This window comes from Micromonospora sp. NBC_01655, assembly GCF_026339755.1.
In the GTDB taxonomy this organism is placed as follows: Bacteria; Actinomycetota; Actinomycetes; order Mycobacteriales; family Micromonosporaceae; genus Micromonospora.
Genome location: NZ_JAPEQF010000001.1, coordinates 540,068 through 565,835, shown reverse-complemented (window position 1 = coordinate 565,835; position 25,768 = coordinate 540,068). Strand labels below are relative to the sequence as shown.

21 protein-coding genes are annotated in these 25,768 nt (G+C 72.1%); 9 read left to right on the top strand and 12 right to left on the bottom strand.

The window, feature by feature from the left end; all coding sequences use genetic code 11:
• Window positions 1-168 precede the first annotated feature (168 nt).
• Window positions 169-1,623 carry a glycosyltransferase 87 family protein gene (locus OOK41_RS02755; protein ID WP_266262856.1) on the top strand — a complete coding sequence of 485 codons (1,455 nt, stop codon included), beginning with the start codon at window positions 169-171 and terminating at the stop codon, window positions 1,621-1,623.
• 40 nt (window positions 1,624-1,663) lie between these two features.
• Here the strand turns inward: OOK41_RS02755 and OOK41_RS02750 are convergent, their stop codons facing one another.
• The 4 genes from OOK41_RS02750 to moaC all read right to left on the bottom strand — a co-directional run bounded on the left by OOK41_RS02750 (window position 1,664) and on the right by moaC (window position 4,450).
• Complete coding sequence (locus OOK41_RS02750) at window positions 1,664-2,092, bottom strand: molybdenum cofactor biosynthesis protein MoaE (protein WP_117668170.1); 429 nt, start codon at window positions 2,090-2,092, stop codon at window positions 1,664-1,666.
• Window positions 2,092-3,351, bottom strand: a complete 1,260-nt coding sequence (locus OOK41_RS02745) for a molybdopterin molybdotransferase MoeA (RefSeq protein WP_266262855.1) — start codon at window positions 3,349-3,351, stop codon at window positions 2,092-2,094. The genes OOK41_RS02750 and OOK41_RS02745 overlap by 1 nt, the downstream gene beginning before the upstream one ends.
• Before the next feature lie 140 nt (window positions 3,352-3,491).
• Entirely contained in the window at window positions 3,492-3,962 is a 471-nt protein-coding gene (locus OOK41_RS02740; RefSeq protein ID WP_117668168.1) for a molybdenum cofactor biosynthesis protein B, read from the bottom strand.
• On the bottom strand, window positions 3,959-4,450 hold the full coding sequence (gene moaC, locus OOK41_RS02735) for a cyclic pyranopterin monophosphate synthase MoaC (RefSeq protein WP_266262854.1): 492 nt from the start codon (window positions 4,448-4,450) through the stop codon (window positions 3,959-3,961). The genes OOK41_RS02740 and moaC overlap by 4 nt, the downstream gene beginning before the upstream one ends.
• 711 nt (window positions 4,451-5,161) lie before the next feature.
• Between moaC and OOK41_RS02730 the strand changes: the two genes are divergently transcribed.
• The 4 genes from OOK41_RS02730 to OOK41_RS02715 are packed head-to-tail and all read left to right on the top strand — an operon-like array spanning window position 5,162 to window position 10,111.
• The gene (locus OOK41_RS02730; protein ID WP_266262853.1) at window positions 5,162-7,693 is read left to right on the top strand and encodes a bifunctional diguanylate cyclase/phosphodiesterase; all 2,532 of its coding nucleotides are present in this window, start codon (window positions 5,162-5,164) and stop codon (window positions 7,691-7,693) included.
• Window positions 7,690-9,048 carry a glycosyltransferase family 87 protein gene (locus OOK41_RS02725; protein ID WP_266262852.1) on the top strand — a complete coding sequence of 453 codons (1,359 nt, stop codon included), beginning with the start codon at window positions 7,690-7,692 and terminating at the stop codon, window positions 9,046-9,048. The genes OOK41_RS02730 and OOK41_RS02725 overlap by 4 nt, the downstream gene beginning before the upstream one ends.
• A gap of 3 nt (window positions 9,049-9,051) precedes the next feature.
• Window positions 9,052-9,687 carry a phosphoribosyltransferase gene (locus OOK41_RS02720; protein WP_266262851.1) on the top strand — a complete coding sequence of 212 codons (636 nt, stop codon included), beginning with the start codon at window positions 9,052-9,054 and terminating at the stop codon, window positions 9,685-9,687.
• A 19-nt stretch (window positions 9,688-9,706) separates the two neighbouring features.
• Window positions 9,707-10,111 (top strand): zf-TFIIB domain-containing protein, encoded by a 405-nt coding sequence (locus OOK41_RS02715; RefSeq protein ID WP_117668163.1) that lies wholly within the window; start codon window positions 9,707-9,709, stop codon window positions 10,109-10,111.
• Window positions 10,112-10,242: 131 nt separating this feature from the next.
• Here the strand turns inward: OOK41_RS02715 and dnaB are convergent, their stop codons facing one another.
• From dnaB to rpsF, 5 genes are all read right to left on the bottom strand, one after another.
• On the bottom strand, window positions 10,243-12,996 hold the full coding sequence (gene dnaB / locus OOK41_RS02710) for a replicative DNA helicase (RefSeq protein WP_266262850.1): 2,754 nt from the start codon (window positions 12,994-12,996) through the stop codon (window positions 10,243-10,245).
• A gap of 414 nt (window positions 12,997-13,410) precedes the next feature.
• On the bottom strand, window positions 13,411-13,857 hold the full coding sequence (gene rplI / locus OOK41_RS02705; RefSeq protein ID WP_117668161.1) for a 50S ribosomal protein L9: 447 nt from the start codon (window positions 13,855-13,857) through the stop codon (window positions 13,411-13,413).
• Window positions 13,858-13,871: 14 nt separating this feature from the next.
• Window positions 13,872-14,111: a 30S ribosomal protein S18 gene (rpsR, locus tag OOK41_RS02700; RefSeq protein WP_007073789.1), complete on the bottom strand. Its 240-nt coding sequence runs from the start codon at window positions 14,109-14,111 to the stop codon at window positions 13,872-13,874.
• A 41-nt stretch (window positions 14,112-14,152) separates the two neighbouring features.
• Window positions 14,153-14,689 (bottom strand): single-stranded DNA-binding protein, encoded by a 537-nt coding sequence (locus OOK41_RS02695; RefSeq protein ID WP_172896610.1) that lies wholly within the window; start codon window positions 14,687-14,689, stop codon window positions 14,153-14,155.
• A gap of 89 nt (window positions 14,690-14,778) precedes the next feature.
• On the bottom strand, window positions 14,779-15,069 hold the full coding sequence (rpsF, locus tag OOK41_RS02690) for a 30S ribosomal protein S6 (protein ID WP_117668160.1): 291 nt from the start codon (window positions 15,067-15,069) through the stop codon (window positions 14,779-14,781).
• A 680-nt stretch (window positions 15,070-15,749) separates the two neighbouring features.
• On the opposite strand from rpsF, the gene OOK41_RS02685 reads away from it, so the two are divergent.
• Together OOK41_RS02685 and OOK41_RS02680 are read left to right on the top strand one after the other, a co-directional pair.
• A complete protein-coding gene (locus OOK41_RS02685) occupies window positions 15,750-16,541 on the top strand; it encodes a deoxyribonuclease IV (protein WP_266262849.1) in 792 nt (263 codons plus the stop codon).
• The gene (locus OOK41_RS02680) at window positions 16,538-18,607 is read left to right on the top strand and encodes a hypothetical protein (RefSeq protein ID WP_266262848.1); all 2,070 of its coding nucleotides are present in this window, start codon (window positions 16,538-16,540) and stop codon (window positions 18,605-18,607) included. Before OOK41_RS02685 ends, OOK41_RS02680 begins: the two co-directional genes overlap by 4 nt.
• Before the next feature lie 25 nt (window positions 18,608-18,632).
• Here the strand turns inward: OOK41_RS02680 and OOK41_RS02675 are convergent, their stop codons facing one another.
• The 3 genes from OOK41_RS02675 to OOK41_RS02665 form a co-directional block, all read right to left on the bottom strand.
• Window positions 18,633-20,144, bottom strand: a complete 1,512-nt coding sequence (locus OOK41_RS02675) for a glycosyltransferase family 87 protein (RefSeq protein ID WP_266262847.1) — start codon at window positions 20,142-20,144, stop codon at window positions 18,633-18,635.
• Between the two features lie 130 nt (window positions 20,145-20,274).
• On the bottom strand, window positions 20,275-23,154 hold the full coding sequence (locus OOK41_RS02670; RefSeq protein ID WP_266262846.1) for a transglycosylase domain-containing protein: 2,880 nt from the start codon (window positions 23,152-23,154) through the stop codon (window positions 20,275-20,277).
• 191 nt (window positions 23,155-23,345) lie between these two features.
• A complete protein-coding gene (locus OOK41_RS02665; protein ID WP_266262845.1) occupies window positions 23,346-23,819 on the bottom strand; it encodes a DUF5318 domain-containing protein in 474 nt (157 codons plus the stop codon).
• A 174-nt stretch (window positions 23,820-23,993) separates the two neighbouring features.
• Here OOK41_RS02665 and OOK41_RS02660 point away from each other — a divergent pair, with 174 nt between their 5' ends.
• Both OOK41_RS02660 and OOK41_RS02655 read left to right on the top strand, forming a co-directional pair.
• A complete protein-coding gene (locus OOK41_RS02660; RefSeq protein ID WP_266262844.1) occupies window positions 23,994-24,632 on the top strand; it encodes a PadR family transcriptional regulator in 639 nt (212 codons plus the stop codon).
• Window positions 24,633-24,655: 23 nt separating this feature from the next.
• Window positions 24,656-25,735 carry an inositol-3-phosphate synthase gene (locus OOK41_RS02655; protein ID WP_117668154.1) on the top strand — a complete coding sequence of 360 codons (1,080 nt, stop codon included), beginning with the start codon at window positions 24,656-24,658 and terminating at the stop codon, window positions 25,733-25,735.
• The last annotated feature ends 33 nt before the right edge of the window (window positions 25,736-25,768 follow it).

Here is a 25,768-nt window from a genome sequence, read left to right as displayed (position 1 = left end):
CGAATTACCTGAACCACCCGGTACGCGTTAACGCGGTGGAAATGTAAAAAACCAGTGTGGGATCGGACACGGTCGCATAACGCGGGAGGCATCAACGTGAGGCGCCGTTCTAGGCTCCGTGCTGGACCTGGACGGGTAGGACGACCTTGGTATGGGGGTGGCCACGCCATGCCGGCGACCGTCGGACGACGGATGGACCGCCTCGCCCCGGTTCGCCGCGTGACCCGGGCGACCCGTGGGGTCGACCGCAGGACCGTGGTGCGGGCCGGCGTCGTGGCCGCCGTCGCGTACGCCGCCTGGTTCGCCATCGGCGCCTTCGGGCGGCCGTACAACTTCTTCGACATGAAGATCTACCACGGCGCGGTGGTGTGGTGGGCGAACGGCAACGAGCTGTACGACTTCATCGCCCCCTCCACGACGCTCGGCTTCACGTACCCGCCCTTCGGCGGGCTGGTCATGCTCCCGATGGCGTTGCTGCCGGTGGAGGTCGCCGGCTGGCTGAACGCGCTGGCCAGCATCGCCGCCCTCGCCCTCGTCCTGGCCGGCCTGCTGCGGCCGGTCGTGGACCGGCTCGGCTGGCCGCTCTGGTTCACCGTGGGCATCGCGACGCCGATGGCGGTGGCCATCGAGCCGGGCCGGGAGACCCTCGGCTTCGGCCAGGTCAACCTGCTGCTCTTCGCGCTGATCATGGCCGACCTGATCGGGCTGCGCTGGCGGGCGAAGCGGGGCACCCGGTTCGACCCCGCCGACGGGCCGCTGCGGCGCTTCGTGTTCAGCGGGGCCTGGGCCGGGGTCGGCATCGGCCTGGCCACCGCCGTCAAGCTGACCCCCGCGCTGTTCATCGTCTACCTCATGATCACCCGCCAGTGGCGGGCGGCGGCCACGGCGGTCGGCACCGCGATCGGGGTGACCCTCGCCGGCTTCGCGCTCGTCGGCACCGAGTCCCGGGCGTACTTCGGCGGCGTGCTGTGGCAGACCGAGCGGGTGGGCGCGGCCGACATGACGCCCAACCAGTCCCTCGCCGGCCTGCTGGCCCGGCTCTACGACTCGATCGAGACGCCCGGCCTGCTCTGGCTGTCGTTCTCGGTGCTGGTCCTGGCCCTCGGGCTGTCCCGGGCCGTCAGCGCCCGCGGCGACGGCGACGAGCTGACGGCGTTCACCCTGGTCGGGCTCACCGCCAACGTGATCAGCCCGATCTCCTGGTCGCACCACCTGGTCTGGGTCATTCCGGCGATCATCGTCCTGGCCGACGCGGCGGTGCGCCGCCGGGAGGCGAGCCGGGGGTTGGTGCAGCGCCCGGGCCAGGCGTCGTCGTACAGCGGGCTGCCCGGGGTGAACGGGCTGCGCCCGCCGATCTGGTATCCGACGCTCACCGGCCTGCGGCACGGCGTGGCGGCGGTCGGCCTCTACCTGCTGTTCCTGATCTCGCCGATCTGGCCGTACGAGCACCAGCTCCCCGAGGTGTCGCACTACCAGGACGGCCTGTTCGGGGCACTGATGGAGAACTCCCTCGCCGTGGCCCTGATCGTGCTGGTCGCCGCGCTGCCGTGGCGGCCCGGCGCCGAGCCGGCCTTCTACGCCGACCGGTTCGGCCGCGCCGCCCTGGTCAACGGCCGCCGCTGACGCTCCGCCGCCGTCACCGGTCCGGGTGTGCCCGGCGGCGTCAGGGGCAGTTGACCCATTCCTCGGTGCCGTCGGCGAACACCTGCCGCTTCCAGATCGGCAGCCGCGCCTTCACCTCGTCCACCAGCCGGGCGCAGGCGGCGAACGCGGCGGCCCGGTGGGCCGTGCTGACCGCCGCGACCAGGGCCACGTCGCCGATGTCGAGCGGGCCGACCCGGTGCGACACCGCGACCGCGTACACGTCCGGGTCGGCGGCCACCTCGGCGGCGACCTGCCGGAGCACCACGGCGGCGCTCGGATGGCCCTCGTACTCCAGGCTGGTCACCCCGCGGCCGTGGTCGTGGTCACGGACCACGCCCTGGAACGACACCACCGCCCCGGCCCGCCGGTCGGCGACCGCCGCCTCGTGCGCGGCCAGGTCCAGCGGGTCGGTGGTCACCGTACCGAAGACCGCGGACTGCTCGATCATCACCAGGACCGCTCCCCGGGGAGCAGGGGCAGCGGCACGACCGGCACCCGCGCGCCCGGCTCGCCGCTGGTGCCCGGCCGGATGACCGCGAACCCGTCCGCGCCGGCCAGGCCGCGCAGCATCGCCGAGCCGACGTGCCGGACCGGGTGGGCGGTGCCCGCCGCCCGGTCCAGCCGGACCAGGGCCAGATGGGTGAAGCCGCCGCGCCCCGGCACCGGCTCGGCCAGCGTGGCGTGCGGCAGCGCCGGCATCGGCCGCCCCTGCAACCCGGCCAGCAGCGGCGCGACCAGCGAGACGAGCGCGATGATCGCGGACTGCGGGTTGCCGGGCAGGCCGGCGACGAACCGGACCCGGCCGTCCGGGTCGGCCAGCCGGGCCAGCAGCATCGGGAAGCCGGGGCGGACCGCGACCGTGTTGACCACGTAGTCCGCGCCGAGCACCGCCAGGGCGGGGTGCAGGTGGTCGACGGGGCCGTGCATCGTCCCGCCGGTCGTGCAGACCAGGTCCGCGGTGGCCAGCGCCACGCGCAGGGCCGCCACGTGCGCCGGCAGGGTGTCGGCCACCGGGCCCACCACGTCGGCCGGGCGTACCTGGCAGCCGTACCGGCGCAGCCAGGCCGGCACGGCCGGGCCGAGGGCGTCGCGGACCCGGCCGGCGCCCGGCGGGCCCGCGGTCAGCAACTCGTCGCCGAAGACCAGCAGCGCGGCACGCGGCGGCCGGCGCACCAGCAGGGTGTCGTGCCCGCAGGAGGCGGCCAGGCCGATCAGCGCCGGGTCGACCGGGGTACCGGCCGGGAGCAGTTCCTCACCCGAGTACGCCTCCTCACCCGGCCGGCGCCACTCCGGGTCCCGCCGTGGGGTGCCGGCGACCCGGCCGTCGGCCGTCCGGGTGGACTCCTCGACCCGGACGATCGCGGTGACGCCCTCGGGCACCATCGCGCCGGTGGCGATCTCGACGGTGGTGCCGTCCTCGGCCAGCGGGGGCGGGTCGCCGCCGGCCAACACCCGGCCGACGATCCGCCACGGCCCGTCCCCGCGCACCGCCCAGCCATCCACGCTGGAGGTGGGGAAGGCCGGCAGGTCGGTGCGGGTGGCCAGCGGCTCGGCGAGGGTGTGCCCGTCGGCGTCGGCGAGCGGCCGACGCACGGCGGGCAGCGCGGCGGCCAGGCCGGCGGCGTACACCCGGGAGCGGGCCTCCGCCCAGCCGGCCGGCGGCGGTACGGCGACCTGCTCCGCGGCGGACGCGGTTTCCGTGCTCACCGGCCGAGCCTATCCTCGGGCGGTCCGGCCCACCCCGCCAGTGCCCACGCACGCCGGTCGGGCGACCGGCGCACGCCGGCCCCAGGGCCGCGACCGCCCCGCCCGCCGGAGCCGGCGGTGCTCGGACCCTGGCCGGACCGTCAGTGGTCGCCGCCGCGCAACTGGTCGACGGCGTGGGCCAGGATCGGGCCGAGCACGGCGAGGCCGTCGCGGGCGCCGCCGGTGGAGCCGGGCAGGTTGACCACCAGCATCCGGCCGACCACCCCGGCGACGCCCCGGGAGAGCGCCGCCGCAGGCACCTTGTCCCGGCTGTGCGCGCGGATCGCCTCGGCGATACCGGGGATCTCGTGGTCGAGCAACGCGCGAGTCACGTCCGGCGTCCGGTCGGTGGGGGTGATCCCGGTGCCGCCGCTGGTCAGCACGACGTCGACACCGTCGGCGAGCGCGGCCCGCAGCGCCTCGCCGACCGGCTCGCCGTCGGGCACCACCACCGGCTCGTCGACCTGGCAGCCCAGCTCGCGCAGCCCGGCGGCGAGCAGCGGGCCGCTGGTGTCGGCGTAGACGCCGGCCGAGGCGCGGTTGGAGGCGACCACCACCCGGGCGCGGATCACGGCCGGTCCTCCGGCCGCAGCCAGCGGCCGGTCTTGCCGCCCTCCTTGCACAGCACCCGCACCGCGTCCACCGACGCCGCCGGGTCGACCGCCTTGACCATGTCGACCAGGGCCAGTCCGGCGACCGCGACCGCGGTCAGCGCCTCCATCTCCACCCCGGTGCGGTCGGCGGTCCGCGCCGTGGCGGTGATCTCGACGGTGTCGTCGGCCAGGGTGAGGTCGACCGTCACCCCGTGCAGCGCGATCGGGTGGCAGAGCGGGATCAGGTCGGGGGTCCGCTTCGCGCCCATGATGCCGGCGAGCCGGCCCACGGCGAGCGCGTCGCCCTTGGGTAGCCCGTCGCGGCGCAGCAGGTCGACCACCTCGGGCGTGGTCCGCAGCCGACCGGCGGCCACCGCGAGCCGGCCGGTCACCGCCTTGGCGGAGACGTCGACCATGCGGGCCGCGCCCGCCGCGTCGACGTGGGTGAGCTGGGCGGGATCGGTCACGGTGGGGAGCCTATCTTCCGGTACGCCCCGGGCCCCGGCCCGGCCGGAGGTCGTCCGCGCCGGAGTTCGGGCCACGCCGGAGTCCCGCCGGAGGTCTGGTCCGCCGGGAGAGCCGGATCCGCGAAACAAACCGGGCCGGTCGTACGCGCGGTAATGGGAGCCGCCGCGGGACGGGACGAATGGCGAGCGCCCGAGAATTGATTGCCGCAGGTCCGGCCACGCATATGTATACAAACTTAAACAAAGCATTGCAAAAAGTGCGACAGACTCCGTACACCGAACGGACACCGTACTGTCACCACAATTCACCGCACCGCCGATCGACCGCACCACGGGGTACCGACACCAGCACAAACGGCTATTGGACGGACCGGGGAGAGACGAGACGGAAGCCCGCTCCGATAATTATGGCGAGTACCCACAAAAGTTGCGCTGTGGGTTTTCACGCCGGGACGGTGAGTGACAGGAACGGCACTCATTAGCGCATTCTGCGCATATGGACATGTAATGCCGCGAACTCCCATCAAACGTCATAAGATTCAGCGTGTCAGCCAAGCCCGGGCAGGCATCGGTCGACGAAGTTCTTAGGACGAAAGGCGGGACCATGAAGGCTCACGACTGGCTCTGATCGAACTCTTCACCCGAGACCTGACCGGCCGTAAAGTCCGAGATACGCACTGCCAGGAATCATCCGCGGCAGAGGGACTGGACGTGACTGGGAGCGCAAGACGCGACAGTGAGACCGATCGGCGGCTTCTGCTGCTTGTCGGTCTCGTCGTGCTGTGCGCCGCCGCCGCGGTCGCGGTGAGCCTGCGCGACATCGGGTTCGACAGCCCGCCGAGCGCCCGCGAACTCACCAGCGCGGCGACCGTGGCCTTCCTCGTGGCGGTGGGCGCCACCGTGAACGTGCGGATCCGCATCCGGGCGACGACCCACGGTGTCTCCTGGACCGAGGTCGCGGTGCTCGTCGGGCTCGCGGTGGCACCCGTGCCCTGGGTGATCCTCGCGACCGGGCTGGGCGTCGGGTTCGTCCGGGGCATCGTCCGGGTGGCACCCCTCAAGCTGGCGTTCGGCGTCGCGAAGGACATGGTCACCGCGGCTGTCGGCGGGCTGGTGCTGCTGACCGTCGGCTGGAGCTGGCCCATCGGTGGGTCCGTCGGCCGGTCGATCTGGGCGCTCGTCGCCGCGTACCTCGTGGTCGTCGTCCTCGACGAGGTGCTGACCTTCCCGGTCATCGCCCTCGCCACCCGGACCCGGGTCCGCGACCTGTTCCGCGAGCACTTCGACCTGCGCATCGCGAGCGCCGCCGCCCGGTTCGCCGTCATCGTCTCCACCCTGCTGATCCTCAACAGCAACCCCAGCTTCCTAATCGTCGTGCCGCCACTGGTGCTGAGCCTGCACCTCGCCTACTCCAGTCGGGTCCGCAACCGGGCCGAACGCGACGCCTGGCAGCGGCTCGCCCGGACCACCGACGCGCTCAACGTCGTCGACCTCGACAAGGTGCTCACCACCGCCGTCACCCAGGCCGCCGAGCTGTTCTCCGCGGACGAGGTGGAGATCGCCCTGCGCGAGGGCACCCGGACCGTCCGGGGTGCCGCCGGCGCCCTCACCTACGACGGGCCCGCCGACCAGGCCGGCGCGGTGGACGGGTCGGTCATCGAGGTGCCCCTCGAAGGACCCGACCGGGCCGCCGACGTCGGCACGCTGCGGCTGCGGTTCCGCGGCCCGGTCCGGCTCTCCGAACGCGAGCAGTACACCCTGCGCACCTTCGCCTCCGCGCTGTGCACCGCCGTGCGCAACGCCCAGGCGTACGCCGAGCTGGCCCGCGTCGCCGACGAGCACGCGTACGCGGCGACCCACGACGCGCTGACCGGGCTGGCCAACCGGCGGGAGCTGCTGGAGCAGGGCACCGAGCAGCTCGACGCCCGGCACGCCGACGGGGTGACCGCGCTGGTGCTGATCGACCTCAACCACTTCAAGGAGGTCAACGACACCCTCGGCCACGCCGCCGGCGACCGGGTGCTCATGCAGGTCGCCGGCCGGCTGCGCGGTGCCGCCCAGGGCGACGACCTGGTGGCCCGCCTCGGCGGCGACGAGTTCGCCGTGCTCCTGCGCGGCCTGCCCGCGCCGGCGGTGGCCGCCCACCGGGCGGAGGCGCTGCTCGCCGCGCTGCACGAGCCGCTCAACCTGGACGGCATGCGGATCAGCGTCGAGGCCAGCGGCGGCATCGCCGTCGCACCGGCCAGCGGCGGGGTGGCGGAGCTGCTGCGCCGTGCCGACGTGGCGATGTACCAGGCGAAGCGGGCCGGCCAGCGGATCTCCACGTACGCCCCGGCCCGGGACACCGCCGACCTCGGCCGGCTCACTCTCGGCGGGGAGTTGCCCCGGGCGGTCGCCGACCACGAGTTCACCGTCAACTTCCAGCCGATCGTCGACCTCGGCACCGGCGAGGTGACCAGCGCGGAGGCCCTGGCCCGCTGGCACCACCCGGTGCACGGCATGATCGACCCGCTGCGCTTCCTGGAGGCCGTGGAACGCTCCGGCCTGCTCCCGGCGTTCGCCGAGGCGATCCTCGACCAGGCGCTGATCGCCGCCGACAGCTGGCGGGTGGCCGGCTTCGACCTGCCGGTGGCGGTCAACGTGTCGCCGCGCAGCCTGCTCGACGCCCGCTTCCCCGGCTCTGTGCTGGCCCGGCTGCGCGCCCACGACCTGCCGCCGGACCGGCTGGTCCTGGAGCTGACCGAGACGCTGACCCTCAGCCAGCTCGACGTGGTCGACCGGGTGCTCAACCGGCTGCGCGACGAGGGCGTCCGGCTGGCCCTGGACGACTTCGGCACCGGCTACTCCTCGCTCTCCCTGCTCTCCCGGATCCCGGTCCACGAGCTGAAGATCGACCGCAGCTTCGTGTCGGTCATGGAGGGTTCGGCCGAGGCCGCCGCCGTGATCCGATCGACCCTCGACCTCGGCCGCAGCCTCGGGCTCACCGTGGTCGCCGAGGGGGTGGAGAGCGAGCCGCAGCGCCGCGCCCTCTGGGAGGCCGGCTGCACCGCCGGGCAGGGCCACCTGTTCGGCCGGCCGGTGCCGGCCAGGACGCTGCTCTCCACGCTGCACCGGGGTTTCGGCGGTCGCCCCGGCATCCTCGCCCCACCGCTACACGACGCGGGCGCCGTGCTCCGGCTCCCCGCCGGCCGCCGGCAGGGCGGCCGGGCCCGGGGGGAGCATCTGCCACACTTGCCCGCGTGACCGCCGCCGCCGACCGGACCGTCCGCACCCCCTCGCGCTGGCGGAGGGCCGACCGGGCCGCTGGCGGGCTCGCCCTCGACCTCGGCCTGTACGCCGCCTCCGCCGCGTTCGCGGCGGTCACCGCCGCCACCTCCACCCTGCCGCCGCACCGCGCCTGGGGAACCGTCGCCGCGTACGGCTACCTGCTCGCCGCCGTCGCCGTCGCCGTCGCGTTGGCCGCCCGTCGGAGGGACGCCAGCTCCGCCCTGGCCGGCCTGCCGGCCCGCTGGGCGGTCGCCGGGCTCGCCTGGGTCACCGCCACCATGCTGCCGCTGGTCCAGCAGGGCGTGCAGCGGGTGGCCGGCCGGACCGACCGGGCACAGGAGGAGGTGGTGGTCGTCGAGCACGCCGGCAATCGTCTCGTCGAGACCGGCACCCCGTACCTCGGGCACGACGCGATCGCCGCGCTCCCCGCCGACGAGCGGCTGCTCGGCTACACCCCGTACCAGCCGGGGATGGCCCTGTTCGGGCTGCCCCGGGCCGTCGCGGACGGCTGGTGGACCGACGCCCGGGTGTGGTTCGCGGTCGCCACCGCGCTGGTCCTCGCGCTGGCGGTCCGCGCCCTGCGCACGGACGCCCCGACCGACCCGACCGGCCGGGCCGACCGGGGCGCGCTGGTGCTGCGGGGCGTCCAGGCGGCCACCGTGCTGCCGATCTGCGCCCTCACCCTGGCCACCGGCGGCGACGACCTGCCCGTGCTCGCCCTCTGCCTGCTGGCCCTCGCCCTCGCCGCCGTCGACCGGCCGGGCCGCGCGGGCCTGGCCGTCGGGCTGGCCGGCGCGCTGAAGCTCTTCGCCTGGCCGGTCGCCCTCGTCCTGATCGCCTGGGCGGCGACCCGGCGCTCCACCGGGCGACTCGCCGCCGGCGCGCTCGGCGTGCCGGCACTCGCCCTGCTCCCGGCCCTGCTGGTCGACCGGGACGCGCTGGTCGAGAACGTGCTGCGCTTCCCGCTCGGCCACGGCCTGGTCACCAGCCCCGCGCAGTCCCCGTTCCCCGGGCAGCTGATCGCGACCGCCCTGCCCGCCGGCCGGGTGGTCGCCGCCGCGCTGCTGGTCGCGGTCGGCGTCGGGATCGCCGTCCGGCTGCTGCGCCGCCCGCCGCGCACGGCCGCCGCCACCGCCCTCGTCTGCGGGTACGGGCTGCTCGCCGCGATCCTGCTGATGCCGTCCACCCGCTTCGGGTACCTGCTCTACCCGGTCGCCCTGCTGGTCTGGGCGCCCGCGCTCACCCGCCCCGAACCGGCCACCTACGCCCCCCCTGACCGGGGGTCTTCGCCGGAGTGCCGGCGCGGGACGCCAGGCACGGCGTACACCTGAGGTATGACGACGACCTACCGCGACCGGCAGGAGGCCGGCCGGATCCTCGCCGACCGGCTCGCCGGGCTGGCCGACCGGCCCGACGTCACCGTGCTCGGGCTGGTCCGGGGCGGGGTGCCGGTGGCCCGGGTGATCGCCGACCAGCTCCACGCCCCCCTCGACGTGCTGGTGGTGCGCAAGCTCGGCCTCCCGATGGCACCCGAGGTCGCCTTCGGCGCGCTCGGGCCCAACGGGGTGCGGGTGCTCAACGAACCGGTGGCCGTCCGGGTCGACCCGGGGGAGGTCGCCGAGGTACAACGCCACGAGCAGGCGGAACTGGAACGCCGGGAACGCCGCTACCGGATCGGACGGCCCCCGCTCGACCTGACCGGGCGGACCGCCGTCGTCGTCGACGACGGCCTGGCCACCGGGGCCACCGCCCGCGCCGCGGTCCAGGTGGCCCGGCGGCTCGGTGCCCGCCGGGTGGTCGTCGCGGTCCCGGTCGGCGCCGAGGAGGCGTACGAGATGTTGGCCGCCGAGGCCGACGAGGTGGTCTGCGACCAGCGGCCCGCCGGCTTCGGCGCGGTCAGCAGCTACTACCAGGACTTCCACGAGGTCTCCGACGACGAGGTGACCGAGGCGCTCGGCACGATCCGGTGACAGCACCAGGTACCTTCGGATAATGCAGCTCACCTGTCCCAAGTGTCACGGAGACATGCGCCAGTACGAACGCAGCGGAGTCGTCATCGACCAGTGCGGCGAATGTCGAGGAATCTTCCTCGACCGCGGCGAACTGGAGAAGCTGTTCGAGGCCGAGGCGAACTGGAACCGCCAGCAGTCGGCGGGCGCCCCGAACCCGGCACAGCGTCCCCAGGCGCCCGGCGGCTACCCGCCGCCCCCTCCGCCCGCGCACCAGCCACAGCAGCCGGGATACGGCGCGGTTCCCCCGCCGCCGCCTCCGCCGCCCGCGCACGGCTACCCGCCCGCCGCTCCGGCGTACGGCGGGCACGGCCAGCACTACGGTTACCACGGCCACTACCGCCGCAAGAAGCACCACGGCTTCCTCGGCGAACTCTTCGACTAGGGCGGACTGCCCTTTCATCATGGGCCGGGCCGGTTCCGTCACCGGTCCGGCCCACGGTGCGCCCGAGGCCGGGTGGTCTCCCTTGGGCGACCGGGACTGGCCGCTCGGCCGTCCCGCTCGCCGGCGGGGCTTCAGACGATCGCCATGTCCACGAAGCGGGAGAGGTGAAGCTGGGCGGCCACCGTGATGCTGTCGGTCGGCCCATTCCGATGTTTGGCGACAATAAAATCCGCCTCGCCCGCTCGCGGGGACTCCTTGTCGTAGTAGTCGTCCCGGTGCAAAAGGATTACTACATCAGCATCCTGCTCAATTGAGCCAGATTCACGCAAATCAGACAGCTGGGGCCGCTTGTCCGTCCGTTGTTCCGGGCCACGGTTGAGCTGACTCACCGCGATCACCGGGCACTCGACCTCCTTGGCGAGCAGCTTGAGGCCACGGGAAAGGTCCGCGACCTCCTGCTGCCGGCTCTCGGTGCGCTTCGGCGAGGTCATCAGCTGGAGGTAGTCGACCACGATCAGCTTAAGGTCGTGCTTCTGCTTGAGTCGGCGCGCCTTCGCCCGGATCTCCATCAGGTTCATGCTCGGCGTGTCGTCGACGAAGAGCGGGGCCTCGCTGATCTCGCCCATGCACCGGGCCAGCTTGGTCCAGTCGTCGTCGGAGAGCTGGCCGCTGCGCAGCACGTGCAGCGGGACCCGGGCCTCGGCCGAGAGCAGTCGCATGACGATCTCGACCTTGCTCATCTCCAGCGAGAAGATCGCCGCGGCCTGGTTGGCCCGGATAGCCGCATTACGGGCAAAGTCCATGCTCGCGGTGCTGTTGTGCGTCGGGATCATGGACCGGCCGGCCAGGTAGAGGTGGTCCGGGTTGTCCACCGTCACGCAGCGGACCGGGACGCTCGGCACCGGCCGCACATCGACGATGAACCGGCTGTCAGTCCGAGCGGTACTCTCGCTGCGCCTGCGTAGGCGATGAGCCTCCTGCTTCCGAGGCAGGTGGAACACCTCGTCAGTGGTCGTGAAGTTGAGGTTGTACGCGATCGAGGTTTCCGGCCTGCGACCCTTCACCACCTTGCGGCTGATTGAACAGCGATATCCGAGACTGACGACCAGTTCGTAGGCACCCTCGGCAAGCCTCGCCGAGGTTGTAGTGAGCTGAACAGTGCCGGCGTTGGTGATGGTGCCGTCGGTGTCGAGCAGGCCCGCGAGCAGCGCCCGGCGCTGCGTCTGCGATGCCCGCAGGTACGACTGCGGCACGTGCTTGTTACCGAGCACGCCGATTGCCCGCAGCGACTGCGTCAGCGACGACGGCGAACTGGCGCAGAGAACGCAGCCCTTGCGGCCACGGCCACACATTGGGCATTCCGGAGGCCGGATTGAGTGCAGCGTCGGCTCTGTCGTTGACTTTTTCGTCTCGAAGCCGTCCGCCTCGATCCGCCGCAGGATATCCGGGTCAACGGTGGTGAGCCGGCTACCGGCGCTGTGTCCGTCACCAAGCCAGGCGCCCAGCGTGTACGGGGGCACCGGCAGGTCCGCCTCCGGCAGTTGCAGTGCTTCGGCGTTTCGTACCGCGTGGTTCAACCTGCGGTCGGCGGTGGTGGTTCGCAGCGTTGCTCGGATCTCTTCGGTCGTAACGACATCGGAGTACCGGGCGGCGGCAACCGTATTCTGCCAGGCGCTTACGCGATCCAGAAGGCGCCCGTAGATGGCGCGGGCCGGGTAGACACGGGCACGCGGGCCCCCGCGCCGCTCCTGCGCCAGCGGAGCGAATTGGTACGGGAGGTCTCGCACGACGCGGCGGGCGGTGTGGACGAACTCGTCGCCGATCACCGACGCCAGTTCAGCAACGCTGACATCCTCGGATGCCTCAGACGTCACTCGTCGCAGCCGCTCCACCGCAGAGGGGGACCAAGCGACCTCCCGGCGAACCGCGCCGGCACGCCGGGAAGCGCGTGTAGTCGTCTTCCACAGGTGCTCGGCATCCGCAACGATCACACTGCCGTCGGAGAACTCGACTTCGTAGCAGGGTCGACCCTCCATTACGTCAAATGCGTGGGTGACCGTCGTCGGGCACCCGTCAGCACCGATAAGTTGGTCGCCGGCCTTAACTTCGCCCATCGTCGTCCAGCCGTTGGGCGTGGGCAGCGGGGTGTCGAGGGCGAGTGCCTTGCCGAGGCCGGGCCGCCCCGCCACGATGATGAGCTGCCCGGCGTGCAGGCCGTTGAGCAACCGGTCGAGGTCGGTGAAGCCGGTCGGCACCCCGGTCATCACGCCGCCCTGCGCGCCGACCGCCTCGATCTCGTCCAGGGTGGGCTGGAGCATATCGGCCAGGACGGCGAAGTCCTCGCTGACCCGGCGCTCGGTGATCTCGTAGACGGCCTGCTGGGCGAGGTCGACGATGTCGTCCACGTCCCGGCTGCCGTTGTTGCCGGTGCCGTACCCGAGCTGCACGATCTTCGTGCCGGCCTCGACCAGCCGGCGGAGCACCGCCCGCTCTCCGACGATCCGCGCGTAGTAGGCGGCGTTCGCGGCGGTCGGCACGCTCGCGATCAGCGTGTGCAGGTACGGGGCCCCGCCGATGCGGGCCAGGTCGCCGGAGTCGGCCAGGGCGGCGGCCACGGTGATCGGGTCGGCGGGCTCGCCCCGGCCGTAGATGTCGAGGATGGCGTCGAAGACGGTGGCGTGCACCGGCCGGTAGAAGTCGTTGGACTTCAGGATCTCGACGACGTCGGCGATGGCGTCCTTGGACAGCAGCATGCCGCCGAGGACGCACTGCTCGGCGGCCACGTCCTGCGGCGGGGTCTTCTCGAACTGGCCCTCTCGCTGGGCGGGGGCTGGTGGCTGTCCGCCGCCCCGTGGCTCCGTCCGCATGTCGTCGGTGACCGACACGGGTCCCCCCTCCGCTGCGTCGGTTCGAACTACCGGTCCGCCGCCGGGCACGACGACTGCCGATCGGACCGGTCGGGTCGATCGGGGGTCATCGCACCGTCGGTCGAGAGGCAACCATACGGAACCCGAGGTCAGCGACTCAACCACGCCGGTGGATGAGCCTTGGGACAACCTGTGGACGCCGGGGACAATCATGTGCGCAGGGTGTGCACAGGCTGTGGACAACCGCTGGGGAATTCTCCCACGGAATGCGCTGAGCTGCTCAAACGCCGCCCACACCCTGTGGAGAAGAAAATTTCCGGTGAGCTTCGCCGCCCCATCGGCCCCTACCATCTCCTGCGAACGGCCCACCACAGCACGCACAGAGCCCGCCCCGGCGTACCGGTGCGGGCTCTGTGCGTGGTGCTTCGGGTGTCAGCCCTGGACGACGTTCAGGGCGAACTTGGCGGTCACCTCGGGGTGCAGCTTGATGCTGACCGGGTACGCGCCCAGCGACTTGATGTGGCCGGGCAGTTCCAGCCGCCGCCGGTCGAGGGTCGGGCCGCCGGCCGCCTTGACGGCGTCGACGATCTCGGCCGGGGTGACCGAGCCGAAGAGCCGCCCACCGTCGCCGGCACGGGCCTTCAGGTTGACCTTCAGGCCGTCGAGCTGGGTCTTGACCTCGTTGGCGTGGCCGAGGTCGCGGATCTCCCGGGCCGAGCGGGCCCGCTTGATGACCGTGACCTGCTTCTCCGCACCCTTGGTCCAGGCGATCGCGAAGCCCTGCGGCAGCAGGTAGTTACGGCCGTAGCCGTTCTTCACCTCGACGATGTCGCCCGGGGCACCGAGGCCGGACACCTCCTGAGTCAGGATGATCTTCATGTCGGTGCCTCCTCTCAGCGGGCCGTGGCCGTGTACGGCAGGAGCGCCATCTCGCGGGCGTTCTTGACCGCACGGGCGATCTGCCGCTGCTGCTGCGAGGTCACGCCGGTCACCCGCCGAGCGCGGATCTTGCCGCGGTCGGAGATGAACTTGCGCAGCAGCGCGGTGTCCTTGTAATCGATGTAGGTGATCCCGTCCTTGTCTAGCGGGTTCACCTTCTTCTTTGGCTTGCGAAGGGCCGCAGCCTTAGCCATTGCTCGTGCTCCTGGTTTGCGATCGCGGGCGCTCGGCGCCATTAGAACGGAGGCTCCTCGTCAAAGTTTCCGCCACCCGAACCACCGCGCGAGGGTGCCGGTGCGGCCGAAGCCCAGGGGTCGTCGAAGTTGCCTCCGCCGCCGCCCTGGCCGCCACCACCACCGCCGCCGAAGCCGCCGCCGCCCCCGCCGGAGCGGGACATCTTCTGCACCTTCGCCGTGGCGTAGCGCAGGGACGGGCCGATCTCGTCGACCTCGAGCTCAATGACGGTGCGCTTCTCGCCCTCGCGGGTCTCGTAGGACCGCTGACGCAGCCGGCCCGACACGATCACCCGGGCGCCACGCTGGAGCGACTCGGCGACGTGCTCGGCGGCCTGCCGCCAGACCGTGCACGCGAGGAACAACGGCTCGCCGTCCTTCCACTCGCCGGACGCCTTGTCCATGAACCGGGGCGTCGAGGCGACCCGGAACTTGGCGACCGCGGCCCCCGAGGGGGTGAATCGCAACTCGGGGTCATCGGTCAGATTGCCGATGACCGTGATGGTGGTGTCTCCTGCCATGACCATCTCCTCGCGCACTCATCGTTCGCCGTACAGGCTCTCAGAGCCCTACGACAGCGTCGATGAGGCTGATCCGGGTGAACCGGGTGAACCGGGTTGAATGCTTGTTAGCGCATCTCCGGCCGGATGACCTTGGTGCGCAGCACGGACTCGTTGAGCCGCAGCTGACGGTCCAGCTCGGCCACCGCCGCAGGCGTCGCCTGCAGGTCGATGACGGCGTAGATGCCCTCGGCCTTCTTGTTGATCTCGTACGCGAGGCGCCGGCGGCCCCACACGTCGGTCTTCTCGACCGAGCCACCCGCGGTCCGGATCACGTTCAGGTACGTGTCGAGCGACGGGGCGACGGTGCGCTCCTCGAGGCTGGAGTCGAGGATCACCATGACTTCGTAATGACGCAAGACGTGCTCACCTCCTGTGGGCTAAGCGGCCACGGTCCTTCCGTGGCAGGAGGTCGTGCGTCGTGGCCCGCTCCGGAGCCGGGGGAACCCGGCCGGACGCGGACAACCGGACCAGGATACCTGGTCCGAACGATCATGCCCGGGCAGGCTGGCCGCTCCCGGCGGGCCGGCGGGAGCGGCCGGCCGGGCGACGGACCCGGTGCACCGGCGGCCGAACAGGATCGGGGCCCGGGCCGACGCTGACGTCGGACCCGGGCCCCGGTCACGAGGCCGCGGGGCGTCCCGTCCGCATTCCTTGGGTGGGACCTGGGGAGGAACGACCACACCGATGAGGTTGGATCGCGACGCCCCGCGGAGCTTCATCGTGTTGTTATCTGACGGTACAACGACTCTCGTCCCCTGTGGGGCGGATTGGAACTTTCACCCGAGTTTATGCTGATGCTCCGGGTTCCGGACCGCCCGTCGGCCGGGGTGACGGAGATTCCGCTCCGGTTGGCCGGAGCCCGGTCCCGCCGTGGCCTACGGCCCGGAGAGCCGACCGTCGATCCCACCCGGACCAACGACCGCCCGCACCCCGGGTGACGCCCCGCCCACCGGCGCCCGTCCCTGGATGCCGTACCGGGCCCCACCCCGCCGCACCGTCACCCCGCACGGCGGCGCCGCGACGTAGGCTCGCCTCCATGCGTATCGGAGCCCACGTCGATTCCGCCGACCCGCTGTCGGAGGCGGCCGCCCGGGCCGCCGAGGCCGTGCAGTTCTTCCTCTCCGACCCACAGGGCTGGAAGGCCCCGCAACCACGGGAGGACGCCGACCGGTTGCGAGCCGCCGAGGTCGACCGCTACGTCCACGCGCCGTACGTCATCAACGTGGCGACGTTGAACAACCGGATCCGCATCCCGAGCCGGAAGCTGCTGCTCGCTCACGCCACGGCGGCGGCGGAGATCGGCGCGAAGGGCCTGATCGTGCACGGTGGGCACGTCAACGCGGGCGACGACCTGGCGGTCGGCTTCGACAACTGGCGCAAGACCTTCGCGTTCGCGGCGGACTCCGGCGGCTTCGCCCTGCCGGTGCTGATCGAGAACACGGCCGGCGGCGACAACGCCTGCGCCCGTCGCCTCGACGCGCTGGCCCGGCTCTGGGACGCCGTCGGCGAGTACGAGGTGGGCTTCTGCCTGGACACCTGCCACGCCCACGCCGGGGGTGAGGACCTGTTGGACCTGGTCGACCGGGTCAAGGCGATCACCGGCCGGATCGACCTGGTGCACGCCAACAACTCCAAGGACGCGTTCGGCTCGGGCCGGGACCGGCACGACAACCTCGGCGGCGGCAGCATCGACCCGGAGCTGGTGGTGGCCGTGATCCGGGCGGCGGACGCGCCGGTGATCGTGGAGACCCCGGGCGGGGTCGAGGGGCAGGGCGCCGACATCGCGTTCCTGCGCGACCGGCTCGGTGCGGGAAGCCCGGCGGCATGACGACCGAGCGGTCGGACACCACCGACGAGGACACCGCTGGCGAGAAGCCGCCGACGACGGGCACCCCCGGCGAGCAGCCGCCGACGACGGGCACCGCCGACAACAGCGCCGACGCCGTGCAGGACGACGCCTCCGTCGGGAAGGCTGCCGCCGCCAAGGACGGTGTCATCGGGGACGGTGCCGCCGCGACGGGCACCGAGGCCACCGACACCGCCGGCACCACGAGGAACGCCAAGACCGAGCGGACCGACACCGCCAAGGACGACGGCGACAGCACGAAGGATGGCAAGGGCGGTAAGCCGGATCGGTGGGAGGCGTTCGCCCCCGCCCCGGAGCCGGTGCCCGGACGGGTGCGGCGCGTCCTGCGGGCGGTCGGCCGGTTCCTGGTCCACGAGTGGACCCTGGCCGTGCTCGTCTCGCTGGCCCTGGCCGCCGCGCTCACCTGGCCGACGCTGCGCTACCCGCTCTACACGCTGCCCCAGGACTACTGGGACCCGAGCCTCCAGGCCTGGCAGTTGGCCTGGTCGGGGCACATCCTGCTGACGGATCCGGCGCAGCTCTGGCAGTCCAACACGTTCTTCCCGGAGCCGTGGAGCTTCGCCTTCTCCGACACCCTGCTCGGCTACGCGCCGGCCGGCATGATCGGCACCGGTCCCGAGGCCGCCCTGCTGCGGTACAACATCATGTTCGTGCTGGCCCACGCGTTGGCCACGCTCGGGGCGTACGCGCTGGCCCGGCAGCTCGGCGCGGGTCGGGCCGGCGCGGCGGTGGCCGGGGTCAGCTACACCTACGCCCCCTGGCTGCTCGCCCAGGCGGGTCACCTGCACATCGTGTCCAACGGCGGCATCCCGCTGGCGCTGGCCATGCTGGCCCGGGGGCACGGCTGGTCGCTGCGCCACGGCTACCGCCCCGAGCGACGGCACGCCGGCTGGGCGTACGCCGGCTGGCTGGTGGCCGCCTGGCAGCTCAGCCTGGGCTTCGGCATCGGGCTGCCGTTCGCGTACGTGCTGGCGGGGGCGACGCTGGTCGCCGCCGTGACGTGGTTCGTCCGGCGGCGGTCGAACCCCCGGCCGTTCGGGATCCGGCTGCTCGTCGCCGACGCGGTCGGCGCGCTGCTCTTCGCCGGGGTGGGCGGGCTGTTGGCCGTCCCCTACTTCAAGGTCACCGAGCTGCACCCGAACGCCGCGCGGACGCTCGGCGACATCGGCGTCTACTCGCCGCCGTTCGCGGGCTTCTTCACCGCCCCGGCGGAGTCCCGGGTGTGGGGCGGCCTGCACGAGGGCGCGCGGTCGGTCCTGCCCTGGCACCCGGAGATGACCCTGCTGCCGGGCTTCGTGCTGTACGCGCTCGCCGCGGGCGGGCTGTTCTTCTCGGTGTGGCGGCTGCGGCACCGGCTGCTGCTGCTCGCCGGGGTGGTGGTGACGATGGTGCTGGCGATGGGCACCCGGTTCTTCGGTGGCACCTTCACCTACGGGTTGCTCTTCGAGTACTTGCCCGGCTGGAACGGGCTGCGCACGCCCGGGCGGATGATGCTGTGGACGACGCTGCTGCTCGGGCTGCTCGCCGCGGGCGCGGTCAGCGCCTTCGCCGTGCGGGTTCGGGAGTGGGCCGCCGAGCGGGTCCCGCCGTGGCCGGGTCCGTGGCTGCGGCTGGCCACGGTGCTGCCGCTGCTCCTGGTGGCCGCCGAGGGGCTGAACAGCACGCCGCATCCGGTGGTGCCGGCCCAGCCCGCCGCGATGCGGTCGGTGGACGGCCCGATGCTGGTGCTGCCGAGCAGCCAGAACCTCGACCAGCCGGTGATGCTGTGGTCGACCAGCAGGTTCCAGGACATGGTCAACGGCGGCAGCGGCTTCACCCCCGTCCGGCAGGCCGAGATCCGGCAGGCCACGGAGAGCTTCCCGAACCAGGCGAGCGTGACCTACCTGCGTGACCTGGGCGTGCGCAACGTGGTGGTGCTGCGCGACCGGATCGCGGGCACGCCGTGGGAGACGACGATCGACACTCCGGTCGATGCCCTCGGCATCACCCGTGAGGAGGTCGACGGCGCGGTGGTCTACCGGCTCTAGCGGAATCCGACCGGGCCGGGTGGCGTCAGGGGCTCGCCGGGGCCGGTTCGGCGGTGGCATCCGGGGCGGTCGGCCGTCGCCAGCGGCTCAGCCAGGGTGCGTCCGGTGCGCCGTCGAGCACTCCGCCGTCCGGATCGTCGGCGTAGGTGGCCCGCACGGCGTCCCGCCCCGGGTCCAGGATCTCCTTGACGACCAGCACGCAGAGCAGCACGACGGTGCCCAGCCGCAGCGCCGAGGCCAGCACGAAGACTCCCTCGGGGAACACCGGGCGGCTGGTCGCGGTGCCGAGCAGCTCGCCGTAGAAGGCGGCGAAGTAGCCGATCTCGGCGACCTGCCAGGCGATGAACGCGCCCCACTTCGGGCGGGCGAGGACGGCCAGCGGCAGCAGCCAGAGCACGAACTGCTGCGACCAGACCTTGCTGAAGATCAGGAACGCGGCGACGACCAGGAAGGCGAGTTGGGCCAGCCGGGGCCGGCGCGGCGCCCGCAGCGCCAGCCCGGCCACCCCGAGGCAGGCCAGCCCGAACAGGGCGTACGAGAGCCAGTTCAGGGTGGGGATGTTGGCGTTCAGCCACTCGAACGGGCCCATCGAACCAGGGCCGCCGGTGTTGACCTTGCCGTCGAGGTAGCGCCCGATGTACCACAGGGTGCCCCAGTCGATGGGCCGGGTGGTGTTCAGCTCGAAGAAGCGGTCCCAGTTGTCGCGGTAGGGCACTGCGGCGGGGAGGTTGACCGCGACCAGCGCCACGAGCGCCGTGCCGAGGGCGGTGAGGCCGGCGCGGAGCCGGTTCGCGCGCAGGGCGAGCACCAGGATCGGCCCGAGGACGAACAGCGGCCACATCTTGGCCGCCCCGGCCAGGCCGAGCAGCAACCCGGCCATCGCCGGGCGGCGGCGGGCCCAGGCGAACAGCCCGAACGCGGCCAGCCCGACGGCCAGCAGGTCCCAGTTGACGGTGGCGGTAAGGAACAGGGCGGGGGCGAGCGCGAAGAGGGCGGCGTCCCACGGTCGTCGGCGGCGCAGGTTGAGGATGACCGCGACGGTGGCCACCGCGAGCGCGCCGAGCACCAGGACGTTGAGGTTGTAGAACCACTGCCCCTGGTTGATCTCCGGGTTGTCGACGCCGAGCGCGTGCACCGGCAGCCCGAGCGCGCCCATGAAGTACCCGGTCAACACCGGGTACTCGACGGGGTGGTCCCGGTATGGCACCTTGCCCTCGTTGAGCCCTTCGGCGTAGTAGAGCGCCAGCACGTCGGTGTAGCACATGCGGGTGTACTGCGCGTTGTTCTGCCAGGCCCCGTCCTGGCAGGGGGACTTCTGCACCCAGTGCAGGGCCAGCGTCAGGCAGGCCAGGGCCAGCACGATCCGGGCTGCCGTCCAGAACCGGCTCTCCCGGTCGGCCTGCCGGTCCAGCGCGACCGCGTGGTCGCCCAGCGGGCCGCCGATCAACTCCGAGGCGCCGCGGACGAAGCCGTCCGACCGGGACGGGTGGTCAGCGGGCCCGGCGTCGTCGATGTCTGTCGTCGACTGGGTGCTCATGGACAGGAATCATCCCGTACCGGTGGCCTCCGCGTCCCGCCCAGGCGCGAACATTCCGGTAGGCGAAACGCCGCCGGCGGCCGGACCATGGGGTCCGGCCGCCGGCGGCGTGATGATCAGCCCAGCCCGCTCACTCGCGGGTGCGGGGCGCGATGGTGGGCAACAGCCCCCCGCCGTTTCCGCCGTCGTCGTTTCCGCCCGGCCGGGGGCCGGTCGGGTTCCCGGGGGTGCCCGGGGTGCCGGGGGTGCCCGGCGGGGTTCCGGGACCGCCGGGGGTTCCGGGGCCGCCGGGGGTCTGCGGGCAGAAGATGTTCAGCGGGTCGCAGTTCGGCTGCTCGGGCTGGGTCGGGGGGGCCGGCTCGGTGCCGTTGCCGGCCTCCTGGTCGCCCATCCCGGTGACCGAGGGCAGGCCCTCCTTGTCCTCGCCGTCCAGCGCGGCGTTCATGTACCGCTGCCAGATGGCGCCGGGCAGCTTGGAGCCGCCGATGTCCGCGCCGTCCTTGTCGATGATCTGCGGTTTCTTCGGATCCTTGCTGCCCACCCAGACCGCGGTGGCGATCTGCGGGGTGTAGCCGACCATCCAGGCGTGCGCGTTGTGCTTGCTGTCGTACTCCCAGGTGCCGGTCTTGCCCGCCGCCTCCCGGCCGTTCGCCAGCGACCGGCTGTTGGGGCCGGGGATCTGCTTGAGGACGCCGGTGACCTCCTTGGCGACCTCCGCGCGGATCCGCTGCTGGGGCTTGAGCTGCTCCCCCTTGACCAGCTCCCACTGGCCGGTGTCGACGTTCTGCTTCTGGACCTTCAGCACGAAGTGGGCCTTGTTGTACTTGCCACCGTTCGCGAGGGTGGCCAGGCCGTTGGCGTGGTCGAGGACCGTCACGGGGTACTGGCCGTAGCCGATGACGTGGTAGAAGGGCGCGGGCGCGACGTCCTCGCCCTTCTTCTTGGTCAGGTCGATCGGCTTCGGCGGGTTGTCGGACGTGGTCCACATGGTGGTGACGCCGGCCGCGCGGGCCATGTCGACCACCTTTCCCGGGCCGATCTTCTCGGTGACGTGGAAGAACGGCACGTTGTACGACCGGACCGTCGACTCCTCCAGGGTGCACCACTGCTTACAGACGCCGGCGCCGCGGCCCGCGTTCTGCACCTCGTTCTTGAAGCCCTCCGGCTTGAACGGCGTGGCGTCCCAGTGCGACTTCACCGAGATGCCCTCGTTGATCGCCGCGGCCAGCGTGTAAATCTTGAACGACGAACCCGGGGAGTGGCCGCCGGTGAGATTGCCGGCGGAGTCGGTGTTCTTGCCGGCGTAGTCGAAGTCCGCGCCGCTGTCCCCGCCGTAGTAGGCGAGCACCCGCCCGGTCGCCGGGTCGATCGAGACCACCGCCGCCATCAGGTTCTTCGGCTGGTCGTTGAGCTCGGAGTTCTTCTTGGCCCGCATCGCGGTGTTCTCCGCGGCGGTCTGGAGCTTCGGGTCGATCGTGGTCTGGATCCGGTAGCCGCCGTCACGCAGCGCATCGACACAACTGACCTTGCCGGCGGCCTCGGAGTTGGTGCAGATCCCCCACTGCTCCATCTCCTCGCGGACGTAGTTGATCACGTTGCCACGAGGGCTCTTCACGCCGAACGCGGCCGAGCCGGCGTTCTTCGGGCTGAGCGTCTTCGGATACTCCGCGTCGGTCGGCCGCTGCGGCCGGTTCGGGGCGTTGATCCAGCCCTCGGCGGTCATGCCGTCGAGCACGTACGTCCACCGGGACTTCGCGTCGACCGGGTTGACCGCCGGGTCGTAGCCCCTGTGGGTGTCGCTGGCGACCGGCTGCTTGATCAGCGCGGCGAGCACCGCGGCCTGGGCCACGGTGAGCTTCTTGGTCGGCACCCCGAAGTAGGTCTGCGCCGCCGCCTCGATGCCGTACGCGCCGCGCCCGAAGTAGATCACGTTGAGGTAGTGCTCCATGATCTCGGACTTGGTGTACTCGTCGCTCAGCTTGGAGGCGAGGATCGCCTCCTTGACCTTCCGGGCGTACGTGTCGTCCTTCAGGCTCTCGTAGGCGTTGCGGGCGTACTGCTGGGTGATCGTCGACGCGCCCTGCTTGTCGCCGCCGGAGAGGTTGTTCCACGCGGCCCGGGCGATGCCCTTGTAGTCCACGCCCGAGTGCCGGTAGAAGTTCCGGTCCTCGGCGGCGGCCACCGCGTCCTGCACGTGCTTCGGAATGTCGGCGATCTTGACGAGCTGCCGGTTCTGTTCGCCGAGCTTGGCCAGGACCGTCTTGTTGTCCTTGGCGTACACGGTGGTGGACAGCGGCAGCGGCAACTGCTCGGGCAGCACCACGGTGGTGGAGTAGTAGGTGAAGCCGACGACGCCGATTCCGGCCAGCATGATGAAGACCGCGAAGCCGGCGATCAGCATGTTGATCCGGCGACGCTTCTTCGCCCGCGCGACCGCGTTCGGGTCGCCGCCGCGCCCGCCGCGCCCGCCCCGGCCCGGCCCGGTGGGCCCGCCCGGGCCGCCCGGCCCGCCCGCGCCGCCGGAGACCGGAGCCACCCCGGCCCGCCCGACGGTGGCCCGGCCGGCGAGCCCGCCCACCGCCGCGGAGCCGACGCTCGCCCGCCCGGCGGAGCCGACCCCGACCGAGGCCCGCCCGGCCGGGGCGCCGCCGGGTGCCGGGGAGACGGGCACCGAGGCGCGGCCCGCGCCGGCCCGGCCGGCCGCCGGGGCACCGGGTGCCGGGGAGACGGGCACCGAGGCGCGGCCGGCGCCCGCGCGCCCGACCGAGGCGGACCCGGAGGCCGCCCCACCGCGCGGTGGCACCGCCGCCGAGCCACCCACCGAGGCGCGTCCGCCGGCGCCCCGGGGCGCGACCGAGGCCCGCCCACCCTGTGCCGTACCCTCTGGTGACCAGCCGTTGCCGCGGGCGTCGCCGCCTCGGCCGTACGCGTCGGCCGTGCCCGGGTCGCCGTTGGCGCCCGGGATCTGGGCCCGCCCGCGCGAGGAGCTGGGATCGCCGTACGAGTTCATTCCTCACACCCTGCCGGTCGCGGTGGGACGCGATCGCGCCGCCACCGGGTTGCCGTGAGCTGAAACACGCGACGTCCCCGCCCGAGCGCGTCGGGCCGGGGGCGTTGCTTCCGGATCAATCGGGCCAATCAGGCCAAAGGGCTGTCGGTCGTCCCGTCTCCTCCACACCGGGCCAACCGAATCAGCTGGATTCACCGTTGCGCCTCTCGCCTCCGCCGAGCGGCCGGGCCGGGAACCGCGGCCGAGGCGGCCGTGCCACCCACCGCGCCCTGCTCCGCCCCGTCCTCCGTGTCACCGGCCAGCCCGTCCCGGCCGAGCAGGTACTGCTCGACGAGGTGGTTCCAGTCGCAGCCGAGGCACACCTCCACCACGAAGACCTGGAACTCACGCAGAGTCATCGCCAGGACGGGCAACTCGGTCAGAGTACGCGCCTGCCCGGCGGACTGCTTGAGCTCGTCCCCGTAAATGTAATGGACGTGGGTCAGGTTCTCGCTGCGGCAGATCGGGCAACGCTCCTCGGTCGGTTCCCCGTGGAACCGGGCGGCGTTCTTCAGGTACGGGGAGGCGTCGCAGACGTCGTACGTGCCGACCCGGCCAGCGAGGAGTTCGCGCAGCACCGCCCGCTTCCGGAGCGAGTAGTCGACGACCTGGCGCTGCGTACGCATGCGGAGAAGGGTACGCGGTCCGGCTCGACGAGGCGACCACCGTCACAATCCGTCACCCCAGGAACTCGCCTCGAAGGTTTGCCCTGATCCTGGGTGAGCCGCTAACGTGCGATGTATCGGTCCGATACATCGCGGTGGTTACGCCCACGCGTCGGGGGTAAGAAGGGGTGGCCCGTGCTCGAGCTCGCCATCCTCGGCCTCCTCCAGGAGTCCCCGATGCACGGCTACGAACTCCGCAAGGAGCTCGCGGCCAAGTTGGGGGCGATCCGGGCGGCGATCAGCTACGGCTCGCTCTACCCCACCCTGCGCAGGTTGCAGGCGGCGGAATGGATCACCGAAGCCGCCGAGACACCCGCGACCGCCGAGGAGGTTCCCGCGCTGACCAGCCGACGAGGTCGGGTGGTCTACAAAATCACCGCAGAGGGCAAGGAACGCTTCGCCCAGCTCATCGCGCAGGCCGGCCCCGAGACGTACGACGACACGGGCTTCGGCGTGCACTTCGCGTTCTTCGCCCGCACGGACCAGGCGACCCGGCTCCGCATCCTGGAGGGGCGCCGCCGAAAGATCGAGGAGCGTCGCGAGGGGCTTCGCGACGTGCTGGGCCGCGCGGCCGAGCGCCTCGATGCGTACACCCTGGAACTGCAACGCCACGGTCTCGACGCCTGTGAGCGCGAGGTCCGCTGGCTGGAGGAGCTCATCGCCAACGAGCGCTCCGGCCGTGCCCCGACGGTCCCGCGAGCCGGGACGGTTGGCGGCCGACGAGATACCGACAGCCCGCCTCCGCCTGGAGAGTCCAGGAAAGAGCGGCCGTGATGAAGAAGAAGGAGGCAGACGCTATGGGCTCCGTCCGCGTCGCCATCGTCGGTGTGGGGAACTGCGCCTCGTCCCTCGTGCAGGGCGTGGAGTACTACCGCAACGCCGACCCGAACGACCGCGTCCCGGGTCTCATGCACGTCACCTTCGGCGACTACCACGTTTCGGACGTGGAGTTCGTCGCGGCGTTCGACGTGGACGCCAAGAAGGTGGGCATGGACCTCGCGGAGGCGATCGTCGCCAGCGAGAACAACACCATCAAGCTCTGCGACGTGCCGCCGACCGGCGTCAGCGTGCAGCGCGGCCCGACCTTCGACGGCCTGGGCCAGTACTACCGCGAGATCGTCGAGGAGTCGGACGCCGCGCCGGTCGACGTCACGCAGGCGCTGCGCGACGCGCAGGTCGACGTCGTCGTCTCCTACCTGCCGGTCGGCTCCGAGCAGGCCGACAAGTTCTACGCCCAGGCCGCGATCGACGCCGGCTGCGCGTTCGTGAACGCCCTGCCGGTCTTCATCGCCTCCGACCCGGAGTGGGCGCAGAAGTTCACCGACGCGGGCCTGCCGATCGTCGGCGACGACATCAAGAGCCAGGTCGGCGCCACCATCGTGCACCGCGCCCTGGCGAAGCTCTTCGAGGACCGCGGCGTCGAGCTGCTGCGCACGTACCAGCTCAACTTCGGCGGCAACATGGACTTCATGAACATGCTGGAGCGCAACCGGCTGGTCTCGAAGAAGATCTCGAAGACCCAGTCGGTCACGTCGCAGATCCCGCACGAGATGCAGAAGAGCGACGTGCACATCGGCCCGTCGGACCACGTGCCGTGGCTCGACGACCGCAAGTGGGCGTACATCCGCCTGGAGGGCCGCTCGTTCGGCGACACCCCCCTCAACGCCGAGCTGAAGCTTGAGGTGTGGGACTCGCCGAACTCGGCCGGCGTCATCATCGACGCCGTCCGGGCCGCGAAGATCGCCCTGGACCGGAAGATCGGCGGCCCGATCCTGTCGGCCTCGTCGTACTTCATGAAGTCCCCGCCCGTGCAGTACGCCGACCACGACGCGCACGCCGCCGTCGAGTCCTTCATCAAGGGCGAGGTCGAGCGCTGACGCGCTGACCACCAGCACCGCCGCGAGGGCCGG

Bases quoted from the DNA above. Each gene is read 5' to 3' on its own strand.
- OOK41_RS02755 (WP_266262856.1), top strand. From the start codon at position 169: ATGCCGGCGACCGTCGGACGACGGATGGACCGCCTCGCCCCGGTTCGC.
- OOK41_RS02750 (WP_117668170.1), bottom strand. From the start codon at position 2,092: ATGATCGAGCAGTCCGCGGTCTTCGGTACGGTGACCACCGACCCGCTG.
- OOK41_RS02720 (WP_266262851.1), top strand. From the start codon at position 9,052: ATGACGACGACCTACCGCGACCGGCAGGAGGCCGGCCGGATCCTCGCC.
- rplI (WP_117668161.1), bottom strand. From the start codon at position 13,857: ATGAAGATCATCCTGACTCAGGAGGTGTCCGGCCTCGGTGCCCCGGGC.
- rpsR (WP_007073789.1), bottom strand. From the start codon at position 14,111: ATGGCTAAGGCTGCGGCCCTTCGCAAGCCAAAGAAGAAGGTGAACCCG.
- OOK41_RS02685 (WP_266262849.1), top strand. From the start codon at position 15,750: ATGCGTATCGGAGCCCACGTCGATTCCGCCGACCCGCTGTCGGAGGCG.
- OOK41_RS02680 (WP_266262848.1), top strand. From the start codon at position 16,538: ATGACGACCGAGCGGTCGGACACCACCGACGAGGACACCGCTGGCGAG.
- OOK41_RS02675 (WP_266262847.1), bottom strand. From the start codon at position 20,144: ATGAGCACCCAGTCGACGACAGACATCGACGACGCCGGGCCCGCTGAC.
- OOK41_RS02670 (WP_266262846.1), bottom strand. From the start codon at position 23,154: ATGAACTCGTACGGCGATCCCAGCTCCTCGCGCGGGCGGGCCCAGATC.
- OOK41_RS02665 (WP_266262845.1), bottom strand. From the start codon at position 23,819: ATGCGTACGCAGCGCCAGGTCGTCGACTACTCGCTCCGGAAGCGGGCG.
- OOK41_RS02655 (WP_117668154.1), top strand. From the start codon at position 24,656: ATGGGCTCCGTCCGCGTCGCCATCGTCGGTGTGGGGAACTGCGCCTCG.